20 protein-coding genes are annotated in these 21,123 nt (G+C 41.4%); 18 read left to right on the top strand and 2 right to left on the bottom strand.

The window, feature by feature from the left end; genetic code table 11:
• Positions 1-10: 10 nt before the first annotated feature.
• Positions 11-853, bottom strand: coding sequence for a formate/nitrite transporter family protein (locus LI162_RS05670; RefSeq protein WP_020436550.1), 843 nt, complete (start codon positions 851-853; stop codon positions 11-13).
• Between the two features lie 719 nt (positions 854-1,572).
• Between LI162_RS05670 and LI162_RS05665 the strand changes: the two genes are divergently transcribed.
• The 15 genes from LI162_RS05665 (at position 1,573) to LI162_RS05595 (ending at position 17,947) form a co-directional block, all read left to right on the top strand.
• The gene (locus LI162_RS05665) at positions 1,573-1,731 is read left to right on the top strand and encodes a hypothetical protein (RefSeq protein WP_155492233.1); all 159 of its coding nucleotides are present in this window, start codon (positions 1,573-1,575) and stop codon (positions 1,729-1,731) included.
• 145 nt (positions 1,732-1,876) lie between these two features.
• Positions 1,877-3,268 (top strand): asparagine--tRNA ligase, encoded by a 1,392-nt coding sequence (asnS, locus tag LI162_RS05660; RefSeq protein WP_020436552.1) that lies wholly within the window; start codon positions 1,877-1,879, stop codon positions 3,266-3,268.
• Between the two features lie 353 nt (positions 3,269-3,621).
• Positions 3,622-5,340, top strand: a complete 1,719-nt coding sequence (locus tag LI162_RS05655; RefSeq protein WP_020436553.1) for a Na/Pi cotransporter family protein — start codon at positions 3,622-3,624, stop codon at positions 5,338-5,340.
• A 318-nt stretch (positions 5,341-5,658) separates the two neighbouring features.
• Positions 5,659-6,999 (top strand): CCA tRNA nucleotidyltransferase, encoded by a 1,341-nt coding sequence (locus LI162_RS05650; RefSeq protein WP_020436554.1) that lies wholly within the window; start codon positions 5,659-5,661, stop codon positions 6,997-6,999.
• 146 nt (positions 7,000-7,145) lie between these two features.
• Positions 7,146-8,231 carry a hypothetical protein gene (locus LI162_RS05645; RefSeq protein ID WP_020436555.1) on the top strand — a complete coding sequence of 362 codons (1,086 nt, stop codon included), beginning with the start codon at positions 7,146-7,148 and terminating at the stop codon, positions 8,229-8,231.
• Positions 8,232-8,400: 169 nt separating this feature from the next.
• Positions 8,401-8,673 (top strand): HU family DNA-binding protein, encoded by a 273-nt coding sequence (locus tag LI162_RS05640; RefSeq protein ID WP_015529979.1) that lies wholly within the window; start codon positions 8,401-8,403, stop codon positions 8,671-8,673.
• A 25-nt stretch (positions 8,674-8,698) separates the two neighbouring features.
• Positions 8,699-8,938, top strand: a complete 240-nt coding sequence (locus LI162_RS05635) for an RNA-binding S4 domain-containing protein (protein ID WP_020436556.1) — start codon at positions 8,699-8,701, stop codon at positions 8,936-8,938.
• Positions 8,939-9,215: 277 nt separating this feature from the next.
• Positions 9,216-9,503 carry a sporulation protein YabP gene (gene yabP / locus LI162_RS05630; RefSeq protein WP_227155956.1) on the top strand — a complete coding sequence of 96 codons (288 nt, stop codon included), beginning with the start codon at positions 9,216-9,218 and terminating at the stop codon, positions 9,501-9,503.
• 12 nt (positions 9,504-9,515) lie between these two features.
• On the top strand, positions 9,516-9,845 hold the full coding sequence (gene yabQ / locus LI162_RS16060; RefSeq protein WP_055147009.1) for a spore cortex biosynthesis protein YabQ: 330 nt from the start codon (positions 9,516-9,518) through the stop codon (positions 9,843-9,845).
• A 100-nt stretch (positions 9,846-9,945) separates the two neighbouring features.
• The gene (locus LI162_RS05620) at positions 9,946-10,278 is read left to right on the top strand and encodes an FtsB family cell division protein (protein WP_020436558.1); all 333 of its coding nucleotides are present in this window, start codon (positions 9,946-9,948) and stop codon (positions 10,276-10,278) included.
• Positions 10,279-10,487: 209 nt separating this feature from the next.
• Positions 10,488-11,891 (top strand): SpoIIE family protein phosphatase, encoded by a 1,404-nt coding sequence (locus LI162_RS05615; protein WP_020436559.1) that lies wholly within the window; start codon positions 10,488-10,490, stop codon positions 11,889-11,891.
• 39 nt (positions 11,892-11,930) lie between these two features.
• Positions 11,931-13,379 carry a tRNA lysidine(34) synthetase TilS gene (gene tilS, locus LI162_RS05610; protein WP_055157065.1) on the top strand — a complete coding sequence of 483 codons (1,449 nt, stop codon included), beginning with the start codon at positions 11,931-11,933 and terminating at the stop codon, positions 13,377-13,379.
• A gap of 4 nt (positions 13,380-13,383) precedes the next feature.
• Entirely contained in the window at positions 13,384-13,911 is a 528-nt protein-coding gene (gene hpt / locus LI162_RS05605; protein WP_015529986.1) for a hypoxanthine phosphoribosyltransferase, read from the top strand.
• 18 nt (positions 13,912-13,929) lie between these two features.
• Positions 13,930-15,768, top strand: a complete 1,839-nt coding sequence (gene ftsH / locus LI162_RS05600; RefSeq protein ID WP_055171710.1) for an ATP-dependent zinc metalloprotease FtsH — start codon at positions 13,930-13,932, stop codon at positions 15,766-15,768.
• Between the two features lie 121 nt (positions 15,769-15,889).
• On the top strand, positions 15,890-17,947 hold the full coding sequence (locus LI162_RS05595) for a glycoside hydrolase family 13 protein (protein WP_173021139.1): 2,058 nt from the start codon (positions 15,890-15,892) through the stop codon (positions 17,945-17,947).
• Positions 17,948-18,053: 106 nt separating this feature from the next.
• Here LI162_RS05595 and LI162_RS05590 read toward each other — a convergent pair whose 3' ends face one another.
• Complete coding sequence (locus LI162_RS05590) at positions 18,054-18,917, bottom strand: methionyl aminopeptidase (protein ID WP_055157061.1); 864 nt, start codon at positions 18,915-18,917, stop codon at positions 18,054-18,056.
• Between the two features lie 135 nt (positions 18,918-19,052).
• On the opposite strand from LI162_RS05590, the gene LI162_RS05585 reads away from it, so the two are divergent.
• From LI162_RS05585 to LI162_RS05575, 3 genes are all read left to right on the top strand, one after another.
• Positions 19,053-19,631 (top strand): FHA domain-containing protein, encoded by a 579-nt coding sequence (locus LI162_RS05585; protein ID WP_227155954.1) that lies wholly within the window; start codon positions 19,053-19,055, stop codon positions 19,629-19,631.
• A gap of 351 nt (positions 19,632-19,982) precedes the next feature.
• Positions 19,983-20,378 (top strand): hypothetical protein, encoded by a 396-nt coding sequence (locus LI162_RS05580; protein WP_055157057.1) that lies wholly within the window; start codon positions 19,983-19,985, stop codon positions 20,376-20,378.
• 52 nt (positions 20,379-20,430) lie between these two features.
• A complete protein-coding gene (locus LI162_RS05575) occupies positions 20,431-20,949 on the top strand; it encodes a shikimate kinase (RefSeq protein ID WP_055157055.1) in 519 nt (172 codons plus the stop codon).
• Positions 20,950-21,123 lie beyond the last annotated feature (174 nt).

Below are 21,123 nucleotides of genomic sequence, written 5' to 3'. Positions count from 1 at the left end.
AAAACAGTCCTTATTTATTTTCCCAGTTCTTTTTATAAATCAGATACAGCGGAAGTCCGACAAAGATCATACCACCGAGCATATTTCCAAGTGTAACCGGAATAAAGTTTGCAAGGCTGTGAAGTGGTGTCAGTGTTGCAATCTGTTCAGCTGTAATTCCGTAAGCTTCTTCTGCTTTCGCAACATAAGCCGGATTAAGTGAAGCAAGGATACCAGCCGGGATATAGAACATATTGGCAACGCAGTGTTCGAATCCGCCGACTACGAAGGCACAGATTGGGAAGAAAATTGCCCATACCTTACCGGCAATATCTCTTGCGGAAGTAGCCATCAGTACTGCAAGACATACCAGGATGTTACATAAGATTCCGGAAGTGATTCCCTGCAGTGGTGAAATTGCGATCTTTCCAACAGCAACTTTGATTGTATAAGCACCGAGAAGTCCGCCTGAGTAGTTCAGGTTTCCACTGTATACAATGAGCAGATCCACGCAAAGAGCACCGATCAGGTTACTGAAAAATACGATGAAAAGATCTCGGAATAATCCGCCCCATGTGACACGTTTGTCAAATACATCCATGATGATCAGACAGTTTCCGGTGAAAAGTTCGCCGCCGAGAAATACGATGAGCATCAGTCCGACAGGGAAGATACATCCGGCAAGAGCTCTTGCTACGCCAACATTTTCTACTGCGTGTGCTGCTGTGCTGCTTGTAGCACCGCCGAAAGCAATAAACGCACCGGCCATGATGCCGAGCAGAATCATTTTTCCAAGTGGAAGACGGGTTTTGTTCTCGCAGGCCTTGATACTCAGATCAATGACTTCTGCGGGAGTGTTAAAATGATTGTCCATGATATAACTCCTTATTCTTTTGTAATTCGGCAGCTCTCCTGCTGTGAATGGTAACACAGTAAGAGAACTGCCGTTGTTATATTGCTATTCGTCAAGAATTTAACGAGAATATTTTATACTAGAAAATATTGGATTTCAAGAGTGGAAAGGCATGTTTATATATAGATACAAAATTCGGGATTTTTATTGCTTTAGGACAGTTATTTGTACGGTTTATAAGCATCCGTAAGCAATAGTAATTATGCAAAATATGTTTATAAAGTTATTCACCTGGAAAATTTTAGAAAAATATTGTTTTGTGTAGAAAAAAGATATCCTCATTTTATCAACAAAAAAGATGAGTTACGAACAAAAAACACATTGAAATTTCAAGTGCATCAAATTATTCTATATCTACTTCTGGCCGGGAATAAAAAACAGAAGGAGAAACACTATCGGATATCTTTTTCCAGGGGAGCGTAGTGCATGTTGTTCGGCTGATATGTTATTAAGACAGTATAAAAGAGTAAGAAGAGAATTAGGAAAAAAGTTTCATTATCGAGACATAAAAAAAGTATATACGATAGTTCTATTTGAAAAAAGTAATAGTGTTTTCAAGAGTTTTTCAAAGGACATTTATATTCATCGGTTTCAGCAACAAAGTGATTCAGGAATAGAACTGAACCTTTTACAGGAGTACACGTTTATTTGCCTTGCCATTTTTGATGACATCATTCACAATGAAGGCAGAAATGCAGGAGACGAAAGCGGAGAAAGAATCGCTGGAGACAGAGATGCAGAGAACAAAAGATGAGATGGAAGCTGAAAGAAAACGTGCTGAGGAGGCGGAAAAGGAACTGATCCGGTTGAGGGCAGAACTGGAAAAACTGAGAAAATAGATGAAATACATAGTGATATCAGTTGTTTCTTATTTACTCTGCGCTCCTGGAGTGTTATAATAACTGTTAAGACTGCCGGGAGGCATCTGTTTGAAGATTTTGATAATAGAAAAAGATAGAAGAATTATTTGAAGGAGTAAATGGTATGGAACTGACAACAATTCGTGAGTTATTTAAGAACAGAGAGGCATATCTGGACAAAGAGGTAACAGTTGGGGGCTGGATTCGAAGCATTCGAGATTCTAAGACATTCGGATTTATCGTATTGAATGATGGATCTTATTTTGATACATTACAGATTGTATATCATGATAAGATGGAGAACTTCGCTGAAGTTTCCAAGCTGAATGTAGGGGCAGCAATCATTGTTAAGGGTACACTGGTAGCAACACCACAGGCTAAGCAGCCATTTGAGATCCAGGCAGAAGAGGTTGTGATCGAAGGAGCATCCGCACCGGATTATCCACTGCAGAAGAAGCGTCACAGCTTTGAGTATCTTAGAACAATTTCTCATCTCCGTCCGAGAACAAACACATTCCAGGCTGTATTTAGAGTTCGTTCTCTGGCAGCATATGCGATTCACCAGTTCTTCCAGGACAGAGGATTTGTATATGTGCACACTCCGCTGATCACAGGAAGTGACTGTGAGGGTGCAGGAGAGATGTTCCGTGTTACAACACTGGATATGGATAATGTTCCAAAGAATGAGGATGGAACTGTAGATTATACACAGGATTTCTTTGGAAAAGAGACAAGCCTTACAGTAAGTGGTCAGCTTAACGGAGAGACTTATGCACAGGCATTCCGTAATATTTATACATTTGGACCGACATTCCGCGCAGAGAACTCTAACACAACAAGACATGCAGCAGAGTTCTGGATGATCGAGCCGGAGATCGCATTTGCAGATCTTGAAGATGATATGGAACTGGCTGAGGCTATGTTGAAGTATGTGATCAACTATGTACTTGAGAATGCACCGGAAGAGATGAACTTCTTCAACTCTTTCGTTGATAAAGGACTTCTTGACAGACTTCATAATGTAGTGAACTCTGACTTTGCGCGTGTAACATATACAGAGGCAGTAGAGATCCTTGAGAAGAACAATGATAAGTTTGATTATAAAGTATCCTGGGGATGCGACCTTCAGACAGAGCATGAGCGCTATCTGACAGAGCAGGTATACAAACGTCCTGTATTCGTTACAGATTATCCGAAGGAAATCAAAGCTTTCTATATGAAGATGAACGAAGATGGTAAGACAGTAGCAGCTGTAGACTGTCTTGTACCGGGAATCGGAGAAATCATCGGAGGAAGCCAGAGAGAGGATGATTATGACAAGCTTCTTGGAAGAATGAAAGAACTTGGACTTAAGGAAGAAGATTATGGATTCTACCTTGATCTGAGAAAATATGGTTCTACAAGACATGCAGGATTCGGACTTGGATTCGAGAGATGCGTAATGTATCTGACAGGAATGTCCAATATCCGTGACGTCATTCCATTCCCAAGAACAGTAAACAACTGCGAACTGTAATAATATAAAGAAGTTTTAGAGTGTTATTCACACATGAACAGTAAAGTGTGTGGATAACACTCTTTTTTTCTATATCGAATGTGGAAAACCAGTCCGGTTTATCGTTTGAAGTGAAAGACTGCAAAGAATAAGAAAGTTATAGATAACTAACCTGGTTTTAACATTATTTAAAAGGGATTTTAATAAAATTTTCGCTATTTAACATAGATTTAACATAACTTCACAGAGTTTTTTATAAAGCCATGATAATCTCGGATATGTAAAGAAGAAAAAAGCACTGCGTTTGAAAAACAGATGCAAGACAGTGATTTGTAATTGAAAACAGACATGAGAGAGGATCTGGAGGAAGAAAAATGAAGGAAAACATACAGATTGTTTTCGGGCTGCTTGGTGGCCTGGCGGTTTTTATCTATGGAATGAATATGATGAGTGAATGTCTTCAGAAAGCGGCAGGAGAAAAAATGAAGAAAATCCTGTCACTTTTAACGAGAAATCCTGTAATGGGAGCACTTGCGGGAATGCTTGTTACAGCCGTACTGCAAAGTTCAAGTGCAACGACGGTTATGGCGATTGGTTTTGTAAGTGCAGGACTGATGACACTGCCACAGGCAATTTCTATTATTTTTGGTGCCAATATCGGTACAACAATGACAGCACAGCTGATTGCATTTAAGTTAAGTGACTACATTTATGCAATCATTTTTATTGGATTTATCGTATATTTTATCTCTAAATCAGAACGTGTAAAAAATATTGGTATGACGATTTTTGCGTTCGGTTTACTGTTCCTTGGAATTGAGACGATGGGAACAGTTATGAAACCATTAGCATCAAGCCCTATTTTCACAGAACTGATCGGCAAAGTGGCAGACATTCCGATTCTTGGAGTTGCTGTTGGTGCATTAATGACTCTTGTAGTACAGAGTTCCAGTGCTACAATCGCAGTGCTCCAGAATTTTGCGGCTCAGCCGGGAGCTGATGGAGTGACAAGTATCATCGGTCTTGCAGGTGCGATCCCGATTCTTTTTGGTGATAACATCGGAACGACGATTACAGCACTTCTCGCAAGTATTGGTCAGCCAAAGGATGCGAAGAGAACAGCACTTGCACACTGCATTTTTAATATTTCAGGATGCTTCCTGTTTATCTGGTTCGTAAAACCACTGGCAGCGTTTATCCAGTATATTTCCCCTAAGGGACCGGAGATTGAAGTGATTTCAAGACAGATTGCGAATACGCATACATTTTTCAACCTTGTGATGACGCTGATCTGGGTACCGCTTGTTGGAGTTATGGTGAAAATCGTAATGCGTCTGATCCCGGACGGAGAAGTGAAAGAAGTCAATGCAGTGCAGCCAAAATTTCTTGATAACAAACTGATCAGTCAGCCGACAGTTGCATTACAGCTTGCAGTAAGAGAATTGATGAATTGCGGAGAGCAGGTAGGCGTGATGCTGAAAAAGGCAGCAGAAAAGATTGATAGTGGAGATGGTGCTTCTGTTGAAGAATTTGTAAAAAGCAGAGAAGTGACAGCTGAACTTACAGGAAAAATCACAGATTATCTTGCAGAAATGGCAGCGGCTGGGGTTATGACAGAGCAGCAGGCAGCAAGAGCCGCAGAGCTTCAGTATGTATTGATCGATATTGACAGAATCAGTGAACTTACGAAAAATGTCGCTGTTTCCATGCAGACAGAAAAGCTTGTGAAAAAGGACAAGAAGAGTGCAAAAGAAGAAAGAGTACAGTTCTCACAAGAAGCATCAAAGGATATACAGAAGAGCATGGAACTTGTCAGTGAAATGTACAACATGGTCATGAAAATGGTTAATAACGAAGAGGCAAATGAGGCTGAAAATCTTGTCAAGATGAAAGAAAAGATCCGCAAGATGGACGGAGATATCAGAAAAGGACATATTAAACGTGTACACAAAGGAAAATGTAAGGCAGGACTTACGGCTGCATTCAATGAGATTCTACATAATGTGGAAAGAATCGGAAACAGCTGTGTGAATCTGGCAGATGCGGCAGAGGACGGAGTGAGATTCAGCACATTTTTAAAAGAGACGGAGTAACGAATTTTATTATGAGCAGGCAAACTTTCAATAGAAGAGAGTTTGCCTGTTTTCTATCTACGCGAACAACGAGCCAAAGTCCGTGCTTGCACGAGACCTTGGCGACTGTCGCGATAACTTGAGAAACTCGCAAAGCGTGTTTCTCATAGTTTATTAAATAAGAGTTGGTGCCTATTCATGGAAATCCTTTTGATTTATGCTGATAAAAGAAGAAAAACTGTGCTAAAATAGTTGAGACAACAAGAAAGAACAGTTATAATATTAATCTGTTAATAGAGAGAAAAAGGAACTTTTACTAATATAGGAAGGAAGTAGTAAATGAAGATAGAATTACCAAAGAAGGTATTGTTTATCATTAATAATCTGCAACTTGCAGGATATGATGCATTTGCAGTAGGTGGCTGCGTGAGAGATTCTATTTTGGCGAGAAAACCGCAGGACTGGGATATCACAACGTCGGCAAAACCAGAAGCAATCAAGGAAATATTTCGCCGGACGGTTGATACAGGAATAGAACACGGAACAGTTACAGTAATGATTGGCAAAGACAGTTATGAGGTGACGACTTATAGAATTGACGGTGCATATGAGGATAGCCGTCATCCGAAGGAAGTCCGCTTTACCAATTGTCTGGAAGAAGATCTTCGCAGAAGAGATTTTACGATCAATGCGATGGCATATAATGATGATGTCCGGCTGGTAGATGTGTTTGGTGGAATGCAGGATTTGAATCATCATCTGATCCGTTGCGTTGGAGATCCGAGGGAAAGATTTTCAGAAGATGCACTTCGTATCCTTCGTGCGGTACGCTTCTCAGCACAGCTGGATTTCCCGATTGAACCTGATACTGCCAAAGCAGTGAAGGAGCTTGCACCAAACCTTAAGAATATTAGTGCAGAACGTATTCAGACAGAGCTTGTGAAACTTCTGACGTCTCCACATCCGGAGCGCATTCAGGATGCCTGTGAACTTGGAATTACAAAGGTGGTCCTTCCAGAATGGGACGCCATGGTAGGAGTAAAACAGAATACAATACATCATAAGTACGATGTGGCAGAGCATACACTTCATACATTGAAGCATGTGAAGAGAGATAAATACCTTCGTCTTACAATGTTGTTCCATGATATGGGAAAACCGGCAATGAAGACAACAGATGAGAAAGGAAACGATCATTTCAAAGGACATGCTCTGGAAAGCGAGAAAATTGCCCGTATAGTTTTGAAGCGGTTAAAATTTGACAATGAGACGATTCGCATTGTAACGAAGCTGGTCTGCTATCATGATTACCGGATGGAAGCAACACCGGCGAATGTACGTCGTGCAATGAATCGGATCGGTGTTGAATTATTCCCATACTATCTCGCAGTGCGTCTTGCAGATGCAAAATCACAGAGCACTTACATGAGAAGGGAAAAGATTGAAAATATCGTAGAGATAAGAAATCTTTACAAACAGATCCTGATGGAGAATCAGTGCGTGACTCTTCGACAGCTTGCGGTGAGCGGAAGAGAATTGATGGAACTGGGGATGAAGCCGGGACGCGAACTCGGTGCAATGCTCAGTGAACTGCTGGAATATGTGCTGGATGATCCGGAACGGAACACGAAAGAGAATCTCTGTAAGTACGTGAAAGAAAAAATGGAAAAAGAAAAGTAGAAAATACCGGAAGAAAAAGAGAATACTCAGGTTGTCCTTTTCATAGATTAGAAAGAAATCGTTGTCGGTTGCTGTTAAAACCGACAGTAAAAAGTCTGGTAACTGGAAAAGAATAATAATCCAGGTCAATGGGACAGGGGGCAGCCATGAGAGAATATGAGATGGAAGTACTGGAAAAGTACGAACTTGAAGTGAATAGCACCCGGCGGATCAGAGGTGCATTTTATTGCGATACAAAAGAAGGGACGATGCTTCTGAAAGAGACAAAGATCTCGGAGAGGCGCGTCCCTTTATTGTATCTTATTTTAAACCGATTAGAAAAGCAGGGATATCTGGTGGATACACCTGTGTTCAGTAAAGAAGGGAATCTGGTGCAGAATTCCAGAGATGGAACAAGATATTTGATGAAAAAATGGTATCCGGGGGAAGAGTGCAATCTGAAGAGAGAGGAAGATATTTTCCGGGCAGCAAGAAAACTGGGAGAGCTTCATCTGGGATTTCAGTGGTATGAGCCGGACTTGCAGGAGAAAGAAATATTTCAGAAATTCCAGAAAGAAGAGGTGCAGGAAATCCCACAGAATACACAGCAGTCAGTTTGTGAAGAAAAGAAAATGGACTGGACAAAGTTGTCACCATTGTTAAGTAAAAATCCATTGGAAGAAATGAAACGTCGTAACAGGGAAATGAAAAAAGTGCGGTCATTTATCAGAAAACGGGTTGCAAAAAATGAATTCGAATCCTATTATCTGAAGCATTATGAAGAAATTGCATGGCAGGCAGAAAAGGTGACAGAGCAGATAGAGCGGTCTGGTTGCCAGAATCTATATGAAAGAAGTATACGGGAAAGGAAAATGCTTCATGGAGATTATAATTATCATAATGTCATGATCCTTCCGGAAAATGAGGTGATAACAAACTTTGAGCGGATGCGAATCGGAATACAAGTAGATGATTTATATTACCTTTTGAGAAAAGTAATGGAAAAATACCATTGGAAACAAAAAACAGGACAAAATATATTAGAAGCATATGAAAGCGTACGGCAATTAAAACCAGATGAAAGAGAGTATCTTTGCCTTCGCCTGGCCTATCCGGAAAAGTTCTGGAAGACAGCAAGTGCTTATTCCAGATCAAATAAAGCATGGCTTCCGGAAAAGAGTGTAGAGAAGCTGCAGACAGCAGTAGAACAGACGAAGGAGAAAGAAGTATTTTTGAGAGAGGTCTTCGAATAAAAAAAGCTCCGCAAACCGCGGAAAATGTGGATTTATCTTGACAAACAACAGGGAAACCGTTATAACAGTACATAAGGGTTTGAGGCAAGTTATCGTGCAGACTTGTAACCTGAATAAATAAAATTAGGAATAGAATTGTATTTGAGTACAATAAAGGAGGACATAATCCATGAACAAAACAGAATTTATTGCAGCAGTAGCTGAAAAGGCAGAGATTTCCAAGAAAGATTCCGAGAAAGCATTAAAGGCATTTGTTGATGTTGTAACAGAGCAGCTGAAAGCAGGAGATAAAGTACAGCTTGTTGGATTTGGTACATTTGAAGTAAGCGAGAGAGCAGCAAGAGAAGGAAGAAACCCACAGACAGGAAAAACTATGACAATCGCAGCTTGCAAGGCTCCTAAATTCAAAGCTGGAAAAGCATTAAAGGACGCTATCAACTAGTTCAGGGGATTTTGTAGAAGAATATATGAGACTGGATAAGTTTTTAAAAGTCTCCCGTCTGATCAAGCGAAGAACTGTAGCAAACGAGGCCTGTGATGCAGGACGTGTGCTGGTGAATGGAAAGACGGCGAAAGCATCTGTGAAGGTAACGCCGGGTGATGTGATCGAGATTCAGTTTGGAACGAGAACCGTTAAGGTTGAGGTTCTTGAACTACAGGAGACAACAAAAAAAGAAGAAGCAAAGGACTTATTCAAATACCTGTAAAGTCTGTCAGACAACAGGAATCTATAAGTCGATCAATGGTTATTGTTTTCAGTAATCTTAGAAAGGCAAGGAATATTTTACAAAGTGAGATATTCCCTGCCTTTCTGTATATTGTACGATAATACGATAAAGCAGTTTTGAAGACACATCTATAAAACCTTTATCTGTCAGGAATAAGTAGAAAAGCTCTGACATATATATAGAAAAGTACAGGGAACTGTTATCTGGTTCCAGTAATATACTGTGGGGTATGCCAGAGAAGAGGGAGGTGCAGCGGATGGAGGAACAGCAAAAGACTGTAAAGGCTCATAAGCTGGTGGTTAATAACCGGAAGACAAGTATGGTGACAGGTGTTCTGGATGTATTGTCTTTTGATTTGAATGCGATTCTTCTGGAAACAGAGCAGGGAATGCTGTTAGTAAAAGGAACAGACTTGCATGTGAACCGTCTCAGTGTGGAAAAGGGAGAAGTAGATTTGTCGGGAACAATAGACAGTGTTTCATATTCTAATATTTCACAGGCAAAGAAACAGGAAGAAAGCTTTTGGACAAAGATGTTCAAGTGAGGCAGAAAGAAGATGCTAAATATAAAAAATGAACTGCTTGTCTTCTTCTGTGCCTGTCTTACAGGTGTGAATGTCCGGGCTGGGTACGAGATCCTGATTTTCTTAAGGAAAATGATAATACATAATAATCTGGTGAAAGGAATCGAGGATCTGTTCTACTGGATATTTATGAGTGCATATATTTTCTCACAGATATATGCAACTACGTATGGTAGTATCAGATGGTATTTTCTACTAGGTCTTGTATTTGGCGTTGCCATTATTCAGAAACTGATTTCGTCTGGAGAAAAAATACACAAAAAAACAAGGAAAAACCTTGAAATTATTAGAAAAAACAGATAGAATGTTGATAATTGGGAAGTTTATAGGGGGACTCCGTCAGTGAAGGCAGGATTGATTTCCCGGTAACGTTAAGAGTGTATTATTTTAGGGTGAATTTTAGATGGCAAAGAAAAAAAGAGTGACTGGACGGCGCAGCCATACAAAGCAGAGACGTCCGAGTCCGTACAAAAGAAGCGTTCTTATGATTTTGTCAGTATTGTGTCTTCTTTCCGGTGTGCTGGGAGTGAATGCAGTAAAGCTTCATGCAAAGAATACAGCGTATAAACAGCAGGAAGCAGAACTGAAGACACAGATCAAAAGTGAGCAGGCAAGAGCAGAAGAGATCAAAGAATACGAGCAGTATGTACAGACAGATGATTACATGAAAGAGATCGCAGAAGATAAGCTGAATCTTGTTGATCCGAATGAAATCGTATTTAAACCAATCAAGTGAATAGTAATCGAATCTGCAAAGTCAGTGAAAGACGGATACAGAATTTTACGAAAGATAACTCCGGGAGAGAAAGTTCTCCTGGAGTTTTTCTTTTTACGCAAACAACGAGCCAAAATTCGTGCTTGCACGAGACCTTGGCGACTGTCGCGATAACTTGAGAAACTCGCGGAGTGTGTTTTTCACAGTTTGAGTAACGAGGGGGGATGGAAATGGAAAATGGACAGGTATTACATAGTAGTCTATATGTGGAACAGATTGATAAGTTTGCAGTTTCATTAAAACAGTTAGCGAAAACATTTTTGAAATTAGAAGAAAAAAAGCAGACATTTTCAGAAGAAGAGATTGATGAAATGTTTGCCTGCGTAAGAGAAGAAGTGTGTGAAAAATGTGAGAAAAACAGTTGGTGCTGGGGGGAAAACTATATTCAGATGTATCAGATGGGATACGAGATTCTTGCAGCAGTAGATCAGTATGGAAATGAACTGGATGCAGAGACAAAAAGAAAACTGATGCAGCGATGCATTATGGCTCCGCGGTTTTATCGGGGGATGCTTGATAGTTTTCACGAAGCAAGACAAAATATGATCTGGATCAATCGTATCGCAAGAAGCCGGGAAGGGTGTGCAGCCCAGCTTGATCTATTTGCAGATATGCTGCAAAATATGGCGAAAAATCTAGAAGACAGCATATTTACAGATGAAAGGTTGGGGAAACGGATCTTGTCTCAATTAAAAAGAAAAGGAATACGTGTACTTTCCATGCATTTTCTTGTGAATGGAGAGGGAAAATATGAATTGCATCTGACGATGCGCACCTGGAAAGCGGAAAAGATTCCGGTAAAAAGTCTGGCAGGGATTCTGAGTAATCTGACAGGAAGAAGATTGATTCCGGGAAAAGAAGGGGCGCAGTTGATCGGAGCGGATTATACAACAGTGGTCTTCCGAGAAGGACCATCCTATTACACAATATCCGGAATAGCAAGAATCGGAAAAGGCTGCAGTAATATTTCAGGGGACAGTTTTACGATGATGGATCTTCCGGGTGGTAAAAGGGGAGTTGCATTGTCAGATGGCATGGGATGTGGGCAGGCTGCCTGTCGGGAAAGCACACTTGTGATAGAACTTCTCGAAGAACTTCTGGAAGCGGGATTTCCGGAAAAGACTGCGATCCAGATGATCAATACAACACTGGTCTGCGGAAGAGAAGAAATCCATTACTCTACGATCGACCTTACAGTGTTTGATCTGTATACAGGGGAATGTGAATTGATCAAGGCAGGCGCATCCTCAACTTTTATCCGAAGAAAGGATCAGATTGAGCATCTGACATCGACAAGCCTTCCGATCGGAGTGATGAATTCACTTGAAATAGATTCAGTGAAACGGCAGTTGACGGATGGAACGTATGTAATCATGCTGACAGATGGAGTGCTGGATGCACTTCCGGTAGGAGAGCAGGACTTCCTTCTTGAAACAATCATAAAAGGAACGGAAATACGAAACCCAAAGGAACTGGCCAGACACATTTTACAGCAGGTACTTAACTGGACAGGAAAAGAACCGGAGGATGATATGTCAGTTTTGGTTGCAGCTTTGTGGAAATGCAGAAAGTAGTCATTGACATAGAAGTAACCGTTAACGTATAGTTGAGGTATGATGGATAAAAGATTAGAAAAGATTGAAAACTATATCAGACAATATCATATGATAGAAAAAGGGGACAGGATTGTCATAGGTGTATCGGGTGGCGCAGACTCTGTATGTCTGCTGATGGCACTTTGTTCATTGCAGGAAAAGCTGGGATTTCAGGTGCTTGTCTGCCATGTGAATCATGAACTGCGCGGGGAGGAGGCTGCACAGGATGAGGCATATGTGGAAATGCTTTGTCATAAAATGCAGGTTCCTTTTTTTGCATTTCATGAAAATGTGGAATTAATTGCAAAAAAGCGGAAAGAATCATTGGAGGAAGCAGGCAGATATGTGCGAAGACAGGCATTTGAACAACTCTGTAAAGAACAGGGCGGGACAAAGATTGCAACAGCGCATCATAGTAATGACAATGCAGAAACAATGCTTCTTAACATGGCAAGAGGAACCGGGCTTCGCGGATTGTGTGGGATAAGACCAGTGTATGGAAAATGGATTCGCCCACTTCTGGAATTGTCCAGGGAAGAGATTGAACAGTGGTTGAAAGATTGTGATATCAGATATTGTGTTGACGAAACGAATCAGGAAGATGAATACACAAGGAACCGGATTCGTCATCATGTAATTCCGACATTAGAAGAACAGGTTAATACAAGGACGGTAGAACATTTTGTGAAGCTCAGTGAACAGGCAGAAGAAATCTATGAATATCTGGAAAAACAGACAGATCAGGCATGGAATATCTGTGTAAAACAGACAGACGGACTTCAAAGCAGGAAAGAAATATTTCTCAAGGCAGAGGAAATGAAACACCTTGATCCTGTGATAAAGAAATTACTGATCCAAAGATCAGTAAGTGAAGTGGCAGGGGCACAGAAAGATATTGAAAGCAGGCATATCCTGGCGGTACTGCAACTGTTTGAACGGCAGACAGGACGGCAGATCGATCTTCCGTATAGTGTTACAGCCAAAAGAATGTATGAGGGAGTTCTGCTTGCAAAAGGTGATAAAAAAGTTACATCTGTACATCAGAAAGAGAAAAGAAAAGAAGAGAGTAATTTTGTTCTACAGCTTCAGATTCCGGGAGAAACAAAGATCCCGGGAACAAATTTGAAAATCTGCTGTACAATCAGCGGTGAAAATGAGAAGAATTCAGCAAAAGCGATACCACAAAAAAGCTACACGAAATGCTTTGATTATGATATAATAAAAAGCAGTCTCTGTGTGAGATACAGACGACCCGGAGATTATTTTACAATTGATGGGGAAGGAAAGAAAAAGAAGCTGAAGAGTTACTTTATTGATGAGAAGATTCCGCAAGAAGAACGGGACAGACAGCTTCTGATCGCAGAGGAAAGCCACATCGTATGGATTCCGGGCAGAAGGATGAGTTCGTACTACCAGGTGGGAGACCAGACGAAAAAGATTCTTAAGATAAAGATTATGGAGGAATAGAACAATGGCTGAGAAGATTAAAGTGTTAATTTCAGAGGAAGAAGTAGATGCAAGAATTCGTGAACTCGGAGAAAAGATCAGTAAAGAGTATGAAGGAAAGCAGATCCATCTGATCTGTGTTCTGAAAGGTGGAGTATTCTTTATGTGCGAACTTGCAAAGAGAATTACAGTTCCGGTATCTATGGACTTTATGTGTGTTGGAAGCTATGGAGACGGAACAAAATCCAGTGGTGTTGTAAGACTTGCGAAAGATCTGGATGAGTCTATTGAGAATAAGGAAGTATTGATCGTGGAGGATATCATTGATTCCGGTAATACACTGTATTATCTGATGGACGTACTTCGTCAGAGAAAGCCGGCAAGTCTCCGTCTTTGCACATTGCTTGATAAACCAGACCGCCGTGTGAAAGATGTGCACGTAGACTGGACAGGATTTGAGATTCCGGATGAGTTCGTAGTTGGATACGGACTGGATTATGCACAGAAGTATAGAAATCTTCCATACATCGGAGTAGTAGAAGTCGCAGAATAGAAAGGAAGCAATAATAAATTGAATAATGACAGAAAAAGCAGAGGTCTGAGTGGGGCAACGATCATCAGTTTTGTTGTGATCCTTGTTGTGGTTCTGTGGATGGCGAACCAGCTTCAGATGCATCAGCAGGAGATGACATATACCTCCTTTGTCTCTGCAGTACAGGGAAAAAATGTTTCTGATGTTTACATCAATCAGAACAGTGCAGTTCCGACAGGAACCGTCTCTGTTACATTGAAAGATGATGGTAATACAAGGAAAGTGAATGTGTCAGATGTTGAGCAGGTAGAGAAGCTTCTGACAGAGAATCAGGTGGAGTACAGGCTTTCGGATGTACCGAAGGATTCTATGTTGACAACAGTTGTAGTTCCGATGCTGATCACACTTGGTGGAGTATTTCTGATCTTTTTCCTGATGAGCCGTCAGAACGGCGGGGGAAATTCTAAGGCGATGAACTTTGGAAAGAGCCGCGCAAAGATGAGTACGAAGAATGAGATCAAGGTTACATTTCGTGATGTTGCAGGATTGAGAGAAGAGAAGGAAGAACTGGAGGAGATCGTAGATTTTCTGAAAGATCCGAAGAAATACATCCAGGTTGGAGCACGTATCCCAAAAGGGGTTCTTTTAGAAGGACCTCCGGGAACCGGTAAGACACTTCTTGCAAAGGCTGTAGCCGGTGAGGCAGGAGTACCATTTTTCAGCATTTCGGGCTCAGATTTCGTTGAGATGTTTGTTGGTGTGGGTGCTTCCCGTGTCCGTGATCTGTTCCAGGATGCGAAGAAGAACGCACCATGTATCATATTTATTGATGAGATCGATGCAGTCGCAAGACGCCGCGGAAGCGGTCTTGGCGGTGGTCATGATGAGCGTGAGCAGACCCTGAACCAGCTCCTTGTAGAGATGGATGGATTTGGTGTAAATGAAGGCATTATCGTAATGGCAGCGACAAACCGTAAGGATATTCTGGATCCTGCAATCTTAAGACCGGGAAGATTTGACCGTGATGTCCTTGTCGGACGTCCGGATGTAGGGGGCAGAGAAGAGATCCTGAAAGTTCATGCGAGAAATAAGCCGCTTGGAGATGATGTGGATCTGAAGCAGATTGCCCAGACAACGGCAGGATTTTCAGGAGCAGATCTTGAGAATCTTCTCAACGAGGCTGCAATTCTGGCAGCGAAGGAGAACAGGGTGTACATTCAGCAGTCTGATATCCGTCATGCATTTGTGAAGGTCGGAATCGGTCCGGAGAAGAAGAGCCGTATCGTTTCTGAGAAAGAACGCAGGATTACAGCTTATCATGAAGCCGGACACGCGATCTTGTTCCATCTGCTTCCGGATGTAGGACCGGTTTACAGCGTATCTATCATTCCGACAGGCGGAGCCGGCGGATATACGATGCCGCTTCCGGAGAAGGATGATATGTTCAATACAAAGGGGCATATGCTTCAGGAAATTACAGTTTCCCTTGGCGGACGTGTTGCAGAAGAAGAGATTTTTGATGATATCACAACGGGAGCTTCCCAGGATATCAAGCAGGCAACAGCAATTGCAAAATCAATGATCACGAAGTTCGGTATGTCTGAAAGACTGGGGCTGATCAATTATGATAATGACAGCGATGAAGTATTCATTGGACGTGATTTCGGTCATACATCAAGAGGGTATGGCGAAAAAGTGGCCGGAACGATTGATGAAGAAGTGAAACGTATTATTGATGAGTGTTATTTGAAAGCGCGTACACTTATTCAGGAGTATCATCCGGTACTCGAGAAGTGTGCACAACTGCTTCTTGAGAAGGAAAAGATAACAAGAAGTGAATTCGAAGCACTGTTTGCAGACAGTGAGGTTGAAGGATAGTAGTTATTATATGTATTTAGGATAAGATACCCTCTGCCGGCGGGCGATCCCGTGTTGGCCGGGGGTATTTTGGTTCTATTTTAGAATAGTTTTAAGAATTGAGTTAAAGGAGGCTAAACAGGTGAATAGAGAAGCACTGTTTTGTGACGGTACAGGTGATTATGTCTGTCCGGCAGAGCCTGAGATAAATGAAAAAGTAGTGTTGCGATTTCGTACGGCACACAATGATGTTGACGAAGTGAAACTTCACATCGGAGAACAGGAGTATCCTATGTGGAAGACACGTACGAACGGTGAATTTGACTTTTACGAGATTGAGTATCAGCTTGGTGAGGATATCTTAAGATATTGTTTTGAAATCAAGCAGGGAGCAGAAATCTGTTTTTATAGTAGGTATGGAATAACGGGGAAAAAAGAAAACTATTATGATTTTATTATTTCGCCGGGATTTAAAACACCCGAGTGGGCGAAAGGTGCTGTGATGTACCAGATCTTTGTTGATCGTTTTTATAATGGAGATCCGACAAATGATGTAGAGGATAACGAATATATTTATATTGGGGCACCAAGCCGCAAGGTGAAGGACTGGAATCAGGCACCGGAGGCAATGGATATCCGTAATTTTTACGGCGGGGATTTACAGGGTGTTTTAGATAAGCTGGATTATCTGCAGGATCTTGGAGTTGAAGTTATTTACTTCAATCCGTTGTTTGTTTCTCCGTCGAATCATAAGTATGATATTCAGGATTATGATTACATAGATCCGCATTATGGAAAGATTGTTGTGGATGACGGAGAAGTACTTCCGGCAGGTGCAAAGGATAATATCCATGCGACAAAGTATCAGCAACGCACAGGAGATATCCGCAATCTTGAGGCAAGTAATCAGTTGTTTATCAAACTGGTAGAAGAGATGCATAAGCGTGGAATGCGTGTAATTCTGGATGGTGTATTCAATCATTGTGGCTCTTTTAACAAATGGATGGACAGAGAACGTATCTATGAGCCGCAGCCGGATTATCCGAAGGGAGCATATGTAAGTAAAGAAAGTCCATATAATAGCTTTTTCCTGTTCCATGATGCGAGAAATGAGCTCTGGCCTTACAACGGAACATATGATGGCTGGTGGGGACATGATACATTGCCAAAGCTCGATTATGAGGATTCACCACAGCTTGAGCAGTACATTATGGATATCGGAAGAAAATGGGTATCACCGCCGTATAACGTAGACGGATGGCGTCTTGATGTTGCAGCGGATCTTGGATTCAGTAATGAATACAACCATATCTTCTGGAAGCGATTCCGAAAGGAAGTTAAGGATGCGAATCCGGATGCAATTATATTAGCAGAACATTATGGAGATCCGCAGGATTGGCTTCAGGGAGATGAGTGGGACAGCGTTATGAATTATGACGCATTTATGGAACCGCTGACCTGGTTTTTGACCGGTATGGAGAAGCATAGTGATGAATATCGTCCGGATCTGTGTGGAAATGCTGATAACTTTGTCGGAGCGATGCGTCATTTTATGGCAAGTATGCTGACACCATCTCTTCAGGTGGCAATGAATGAACTTTCAAACCATGACCATTCTCGTTTCCTGACACGTACGAACCACAAGGCAGGACGTGTGGCACAGCTTGGAACAGAAGCAGCTGAAAAGGATGTGAATAAGGCAATCTTACGAGAAGCGGTTATTATGCAGATGACCTGGATCGGTGCGCCGACGATTTATTATGGTGATGAGGCAGGACTTTGTGGATTCACCGATCCGGATAACCGGAGAACTTTCCCATGGGGGAACGAAGACAAAGAACTTCAGGCATTCCACAAAGAAGTGATCCGTATCCACAAGGAAGAGAAGCCGTTGAAAAAGGGTTCTATCAAGCTATTGGCTTCGGATGAAAATCTGCTGGCCTATGGAAGATTTGAAGCAGATGAACAGATTGTCGTTGTTGTGAATAACAGTGATGAACTTCGTACAGTGACCGTACCGGTATGGTATGCGGGTGTAGAGATGGAAGGACGGATGAAACGACTGATCTACTCTTATGAAAACGGTTATACGACAGAATATGACGAGTATATTGTACAAGATGGAGAGATTGTCCTGAATATGGGATCTCATTCAGCAATCGTATTAAAGCCGGCAGAAGCATTGAGATTGATGCCGTAAGAAGTGGAACGGTATTTTGCAGATAAAGAAAGAGCATTATACAAGAATAATAAAAATACGGGATGAGCAGTTTTAATATCTACTCATCCCGTATTTGTTACTATTATTATTTTGTCAGAACCTCTGCCCCATTCTCTGTGATGAGTACCATGTACTCAATCTGGGCAGAAAGACCATCATCCATTGTATAAATAGTCCAGTCATTGTCCTCATCTACGAAGAAGTCAGGGCTGCCTTCGTTGATCATAGGCTCAATCGTGAACATCATACCTGGAACGAGAAGCATCTCACTTCCCTTTGGTGTCACATAGCTGACAAAAGGATCTTCATGGAATTCCAGACCGACACCGTGTCCGCCGATATCCTCTACAACAGAGTATCCGTTTGCACGGGCATGTGTATTGATCGCATCTGCGATATCACCTAAATGTCCCCAAGGCTTCGCAGCCTCAAGTCCAAGCTTCACACACTCTTCTGTGACGCGGACGATGCGCTCTGCACGTTCAGATACTTTTCCCATCTTGAACATACGGGATGCATCAGAAAAATATCCGTCAAGAATAGTGGATACATCAACATTGATGATATCTCCCTCTTCCAGAATGATATTCTCATCCGGAATGCCGTGACAAATCTCATTATTAATAGAAGTACACACGCTCTTAGGGAATCCCTGATAATTGAGCGGAGCCGGGATACCACCGTGTTCTTTTGTGAAACGATATACGATGTCATCAATCTCCTGTGTGCTCATTCCAATGTGGATCTGTCTTGCTACTTCATCCAGGATCGCTGTATTAAGCTCAGCACTTTTCCTGATCTTTTCAATCTGGAATGGAGTTTTTAAAATCTTACGTGTCGGAACAATCTCACCACGTTCAGCATGCATCATTATCTTTTCTTCAATCGGCATATGGCATTTCTTATACTTCTTGCCGCTGCCGCACCAGCACAATTCATTTCTTTCCATGATATTACCTCTTCTAAAAATCACTTATTTTCTCAGTTTCTACTTATTTTATCACAAAATTCGACAAAAAGATACATGTTATGCTTGCCGAGAACGTAAAAATATAGTACGATTAAGATTCAGATAGGAGTGATAATGCATATGTGGTATTGGGCGATTATGGTACTGCTGATTTTAGGAAGTATCGCACTTCTTTGCAGTACATTTATAAGTGTAAAAAAGAATAAGGCACAGGACGTAGAGCGGAGAAAGCAGTCCAGGAACGGAAAGCGTTACAAGGCAGATCAGGAATATGATCCAGAAGAGGATCAGCCGCAGGGAAAGAAGAGACGCAGTTCAGGGCAGAACGGCTCTATGGATTCAGCGAAGCGTTCTTCTAAAAAAAGAAGACAGTGGAAGATTATCCTGGAAGATCTGGATACATGGCAGAAATATAGCTTCATATTCTATGATGAAGTGGGAATCGGAAGAGCAAAGAGGAATGACAATTATGAGAAGTATCTTCCACTGCATGAGGATGGAAGAGTATCCAAGCAGCACTGTGTGATCATACAGAGAGGTGACTGTTTGTATCTGATGGATGATGGTTCCAAGAATGGAACATATCTGAACGGAATCCTGGTAGATCGTCCGACAGAGGTTCAGAGAGAAGATGTGATTGGTGTTGGGGAGACCAGACTGGAGATTCTCAGAATTTTAAGAGAAAGTGAATAATGAAATTACAGGTAAGGAAGTCCGGCGGAAAAGTCAGGACTTCTTTTTCTTTAGATCGAAGAATGAAGAGTCTGTGTGAAAGTAACAGTTGAGTAAGGAAGATCATATAGTAGTTATATAGTTACTGTTCACTCCCGTGTCAATCACTCCGCTGATTGACACGGAGGATGCGTGTTTTGATTTGAATGCATCTCGCCCCATCGCCAAAGGCGATTTAAAATGGCGAGATGCGTTGCTGGTCGCACATCGTGTGAACAGTAACGTTATATAGCCGCCGGATTTATAAACTGCAATCAACAGGAATGCGGACAGCAGGGACGGCACAACTTATTGTCAGTGGGAGTGAGCAACATGTACCAGAAATTGCCTTATTATATGGCCTATCCGATACAGACAGAATATGATGAGAGAGCGGAAAGGACAGACCTGGAGTATATGAAAAGCCTGTATCCGGATCTTCCAAAGAGAATACTGCCTTATGTCGAAGAAGAGTGTGACAGGATGGAATACACGGGGAGTGTGATATTTGATGTTTATCCGGATAAATTGCAGTTACGCATCATGTGCAGCAGAATTTGCGAAAATGTAAAAAAACAGGAGAAAATGTTTGCCGGGGAAGAGCGGATGTTAAGAGACCTGGCGGAAGTTTTGTTATATCAGGAAATCTACCGACGCAGGGGAGAACAGAGAAAAAGGAAACAAAAAATTTACAGTTATTGTTCATTGCCAGGAAAATCTATGATATAATCATTCAGATTACAACGAAAGAAACGGATTCAGAAGAAGGGAACAGATACAGATGAAAAGTAATCTTATATTTATCGGTATGCCGGCTGTCGGAAAAAGTACAGTTGGTATTGTAGTAGCAAAAAGACTTGGAAAAGGTTTCATAGATTCAGATCTTCTGATTCAGGAACAAGAAGGAAAGCTTCTGCGTGAAATTATAGCAGAAGTCGGTGATGATGGGTTTTTAAAAATCGAAAATCAGGTAAATCGTGATATAAAAGCAGAAAATGCGGTTATTTCTCCGGGCGGAAGTGTTGTCTATTGCGAGGAAGCAATGAAACATTTCAAAGAAATCGGAATTGTTGTATATCTTCATGCTTCTTATCAGACAATAAAGAGGAGAATCAGGAATCCTCAAAAAAGAGGAGTTGTTTTGAAGGACGGTCAGACATTAAAAGACCTGTATGACGAGCGAAAAGTCCTTTTTGAGAAGTATGCAGATGTGACAATCAGTGAAGAGGGCTGTCAGATTGAAGAAACAATAGAAAATGTACTTGATACTATTGAGAATTACTCTCAAAATAAAGCGTGAATATTACCGTCATAGAAAAAGGGGATTCCACAATGAAAGATTTTGTGTTATAGTTATGTATGGATTATATTGTAATTAAGATAGATAGTTCTTTTCGTATAGATAAAGACACAAGAATAAATCGTTACTGAACACAGGATCTGTGGGAAGTAATACAGAATCGGACAATTGAGG

It is taken from the genome of Mediterraneibacter sp. 210702-DFI.3.120, from assembly GCF_020561005.1.
Classification (GTDB): Bacteria; Bacillota; Clostridia; order Lachnospirales; family Lachnospiraceae; genus Mediterraneibacter; species Mediterraneibacter faecis.
The sequence above is the reverse complement of the archived record's forward strand: the minus strand, read 5'-3'. Positions and strand labels throughout refer to the sequence as shown.

Bases quoted from the DNA above. Each gene is read 5' to 3' on its own strand.
- LI162_RS05670 (WP_020436550.1), bottom strand. From the start codon at position 853: ATGGACAATCATTTTAACACTCCCGCAGAAGTCATTGATCTGAGTATC.
- LI162_RS05665 (WP_155492233.1), top strand. From the start codon at position 1,573: ATGAAGGCAGAAATGCAGGAGACGAAAGCGGAGAAAGAATCGCTGGAG.
- asnS (WP_020436552.1), top strand. From the start codon at position 1,877: ATGGAACTGACAACAATTCGTGAGTTATTTAAGAACAGAGAGGCATAT.
- LI162_RS05655 (WP_020436553.1), top strand. From the start codon at position 3,622: ATGAAGGAAAACATACAGATTGTTTTCGGGCTGCTTGGTGGCCTGGCG.
- LI162_RS05650 (WP_020436554.1), top strand. From the start codon at position 5,659: ATGAAGATAGAATTACCAAAGAAGGTATTGTTTATCATTAATAATCTG.
- LI162_RS05645 (WP_020436555.1), top strand. From the start codon at position 7,146: ATGAGAGAATATGAGATGGAAGTACTGGAAAAGTACGAACTTGAAGTG.
- LI162_RS05640 (WP_015529979.1), top strand. From the start codon at position 8,401: ATGAACAAAACAGAATTTATTGCAGCAGTAGCTGAAAAGGCAGAGATT.
- LI162_RS05635 (WP_020436556.1), top strand. From the start codon at position 8,699: ATGAGACTGGATAAGTTTTTAAAAGTCTCCCGTCTGATCAAGCGAAGA.
- yabP (WP_227155956.1), top strand. From the start codon at position 9,216: ATGGAGGAACAGCAAAAGACTGTAAAGGCTCATAAGCTGGTGGTTAAT.
- yabQ (WP_055147009.1), top strand. From the start codon at position 9,516: ATGCTAAATATAAAAAATGAACTGCTTGTCTTCTTCTGTGCCTGTCTT.
- LI162_RS05620 (WP_020436558.1), top strand. From the start codon at position 9,946: ATGGCAAAGAAAAAAAGAGTGACTGGACGGCGCAGCCATACAAAGCAG.
- LI162_RS05615 (WP_020436559.1), top strand. From the start codon at position 10,488: ATGGAAAATGGACAGGTATTACATAGTAGTCTATATGTGGAACAGATT.
- tilS (WP_055157065.1), top strand. From the start codon at position 11,931: ATGATGGATAAAAGATTAGAAAAGATTGAAAACTATATCAGACAATAT.
- hpt (WP_015529986.1), top strand. From the start codon at position 13,384: ATGGCTGAGAAGATTAAAGTGTTAATTTCAGAGGAAGAAGTAGATGCA.
- LI162_RS05590 (WP_055157061.1), bottom strand. From the start codon at position 18,917: ATGGAAAGAAATGAATTGTGCTGGTGCGGCAGCGGCAAGAAGTATAAG.
- LI162_RS05585 (WP_227155954.1), top strand. From the start codon at position 19,053: ATGCATATGTGGTATTGGGCGATTATGGTACTGCTGATTTTAGGAAGT.
- LI162_RS05580 (WP_055157057.1), top strand. From the start codon at position 19,983: ATGTACCAGAAATTGCCTTATTATATGGCCTATCCGATACAGACAGAA.
- LI162_RS05575 (WP_055157055.1), top strand. From the start codon at position 20,431: ATGAAAAGTAATCTTATATTTATCGGTATGCCGGCTGTCGGAAAAAGT.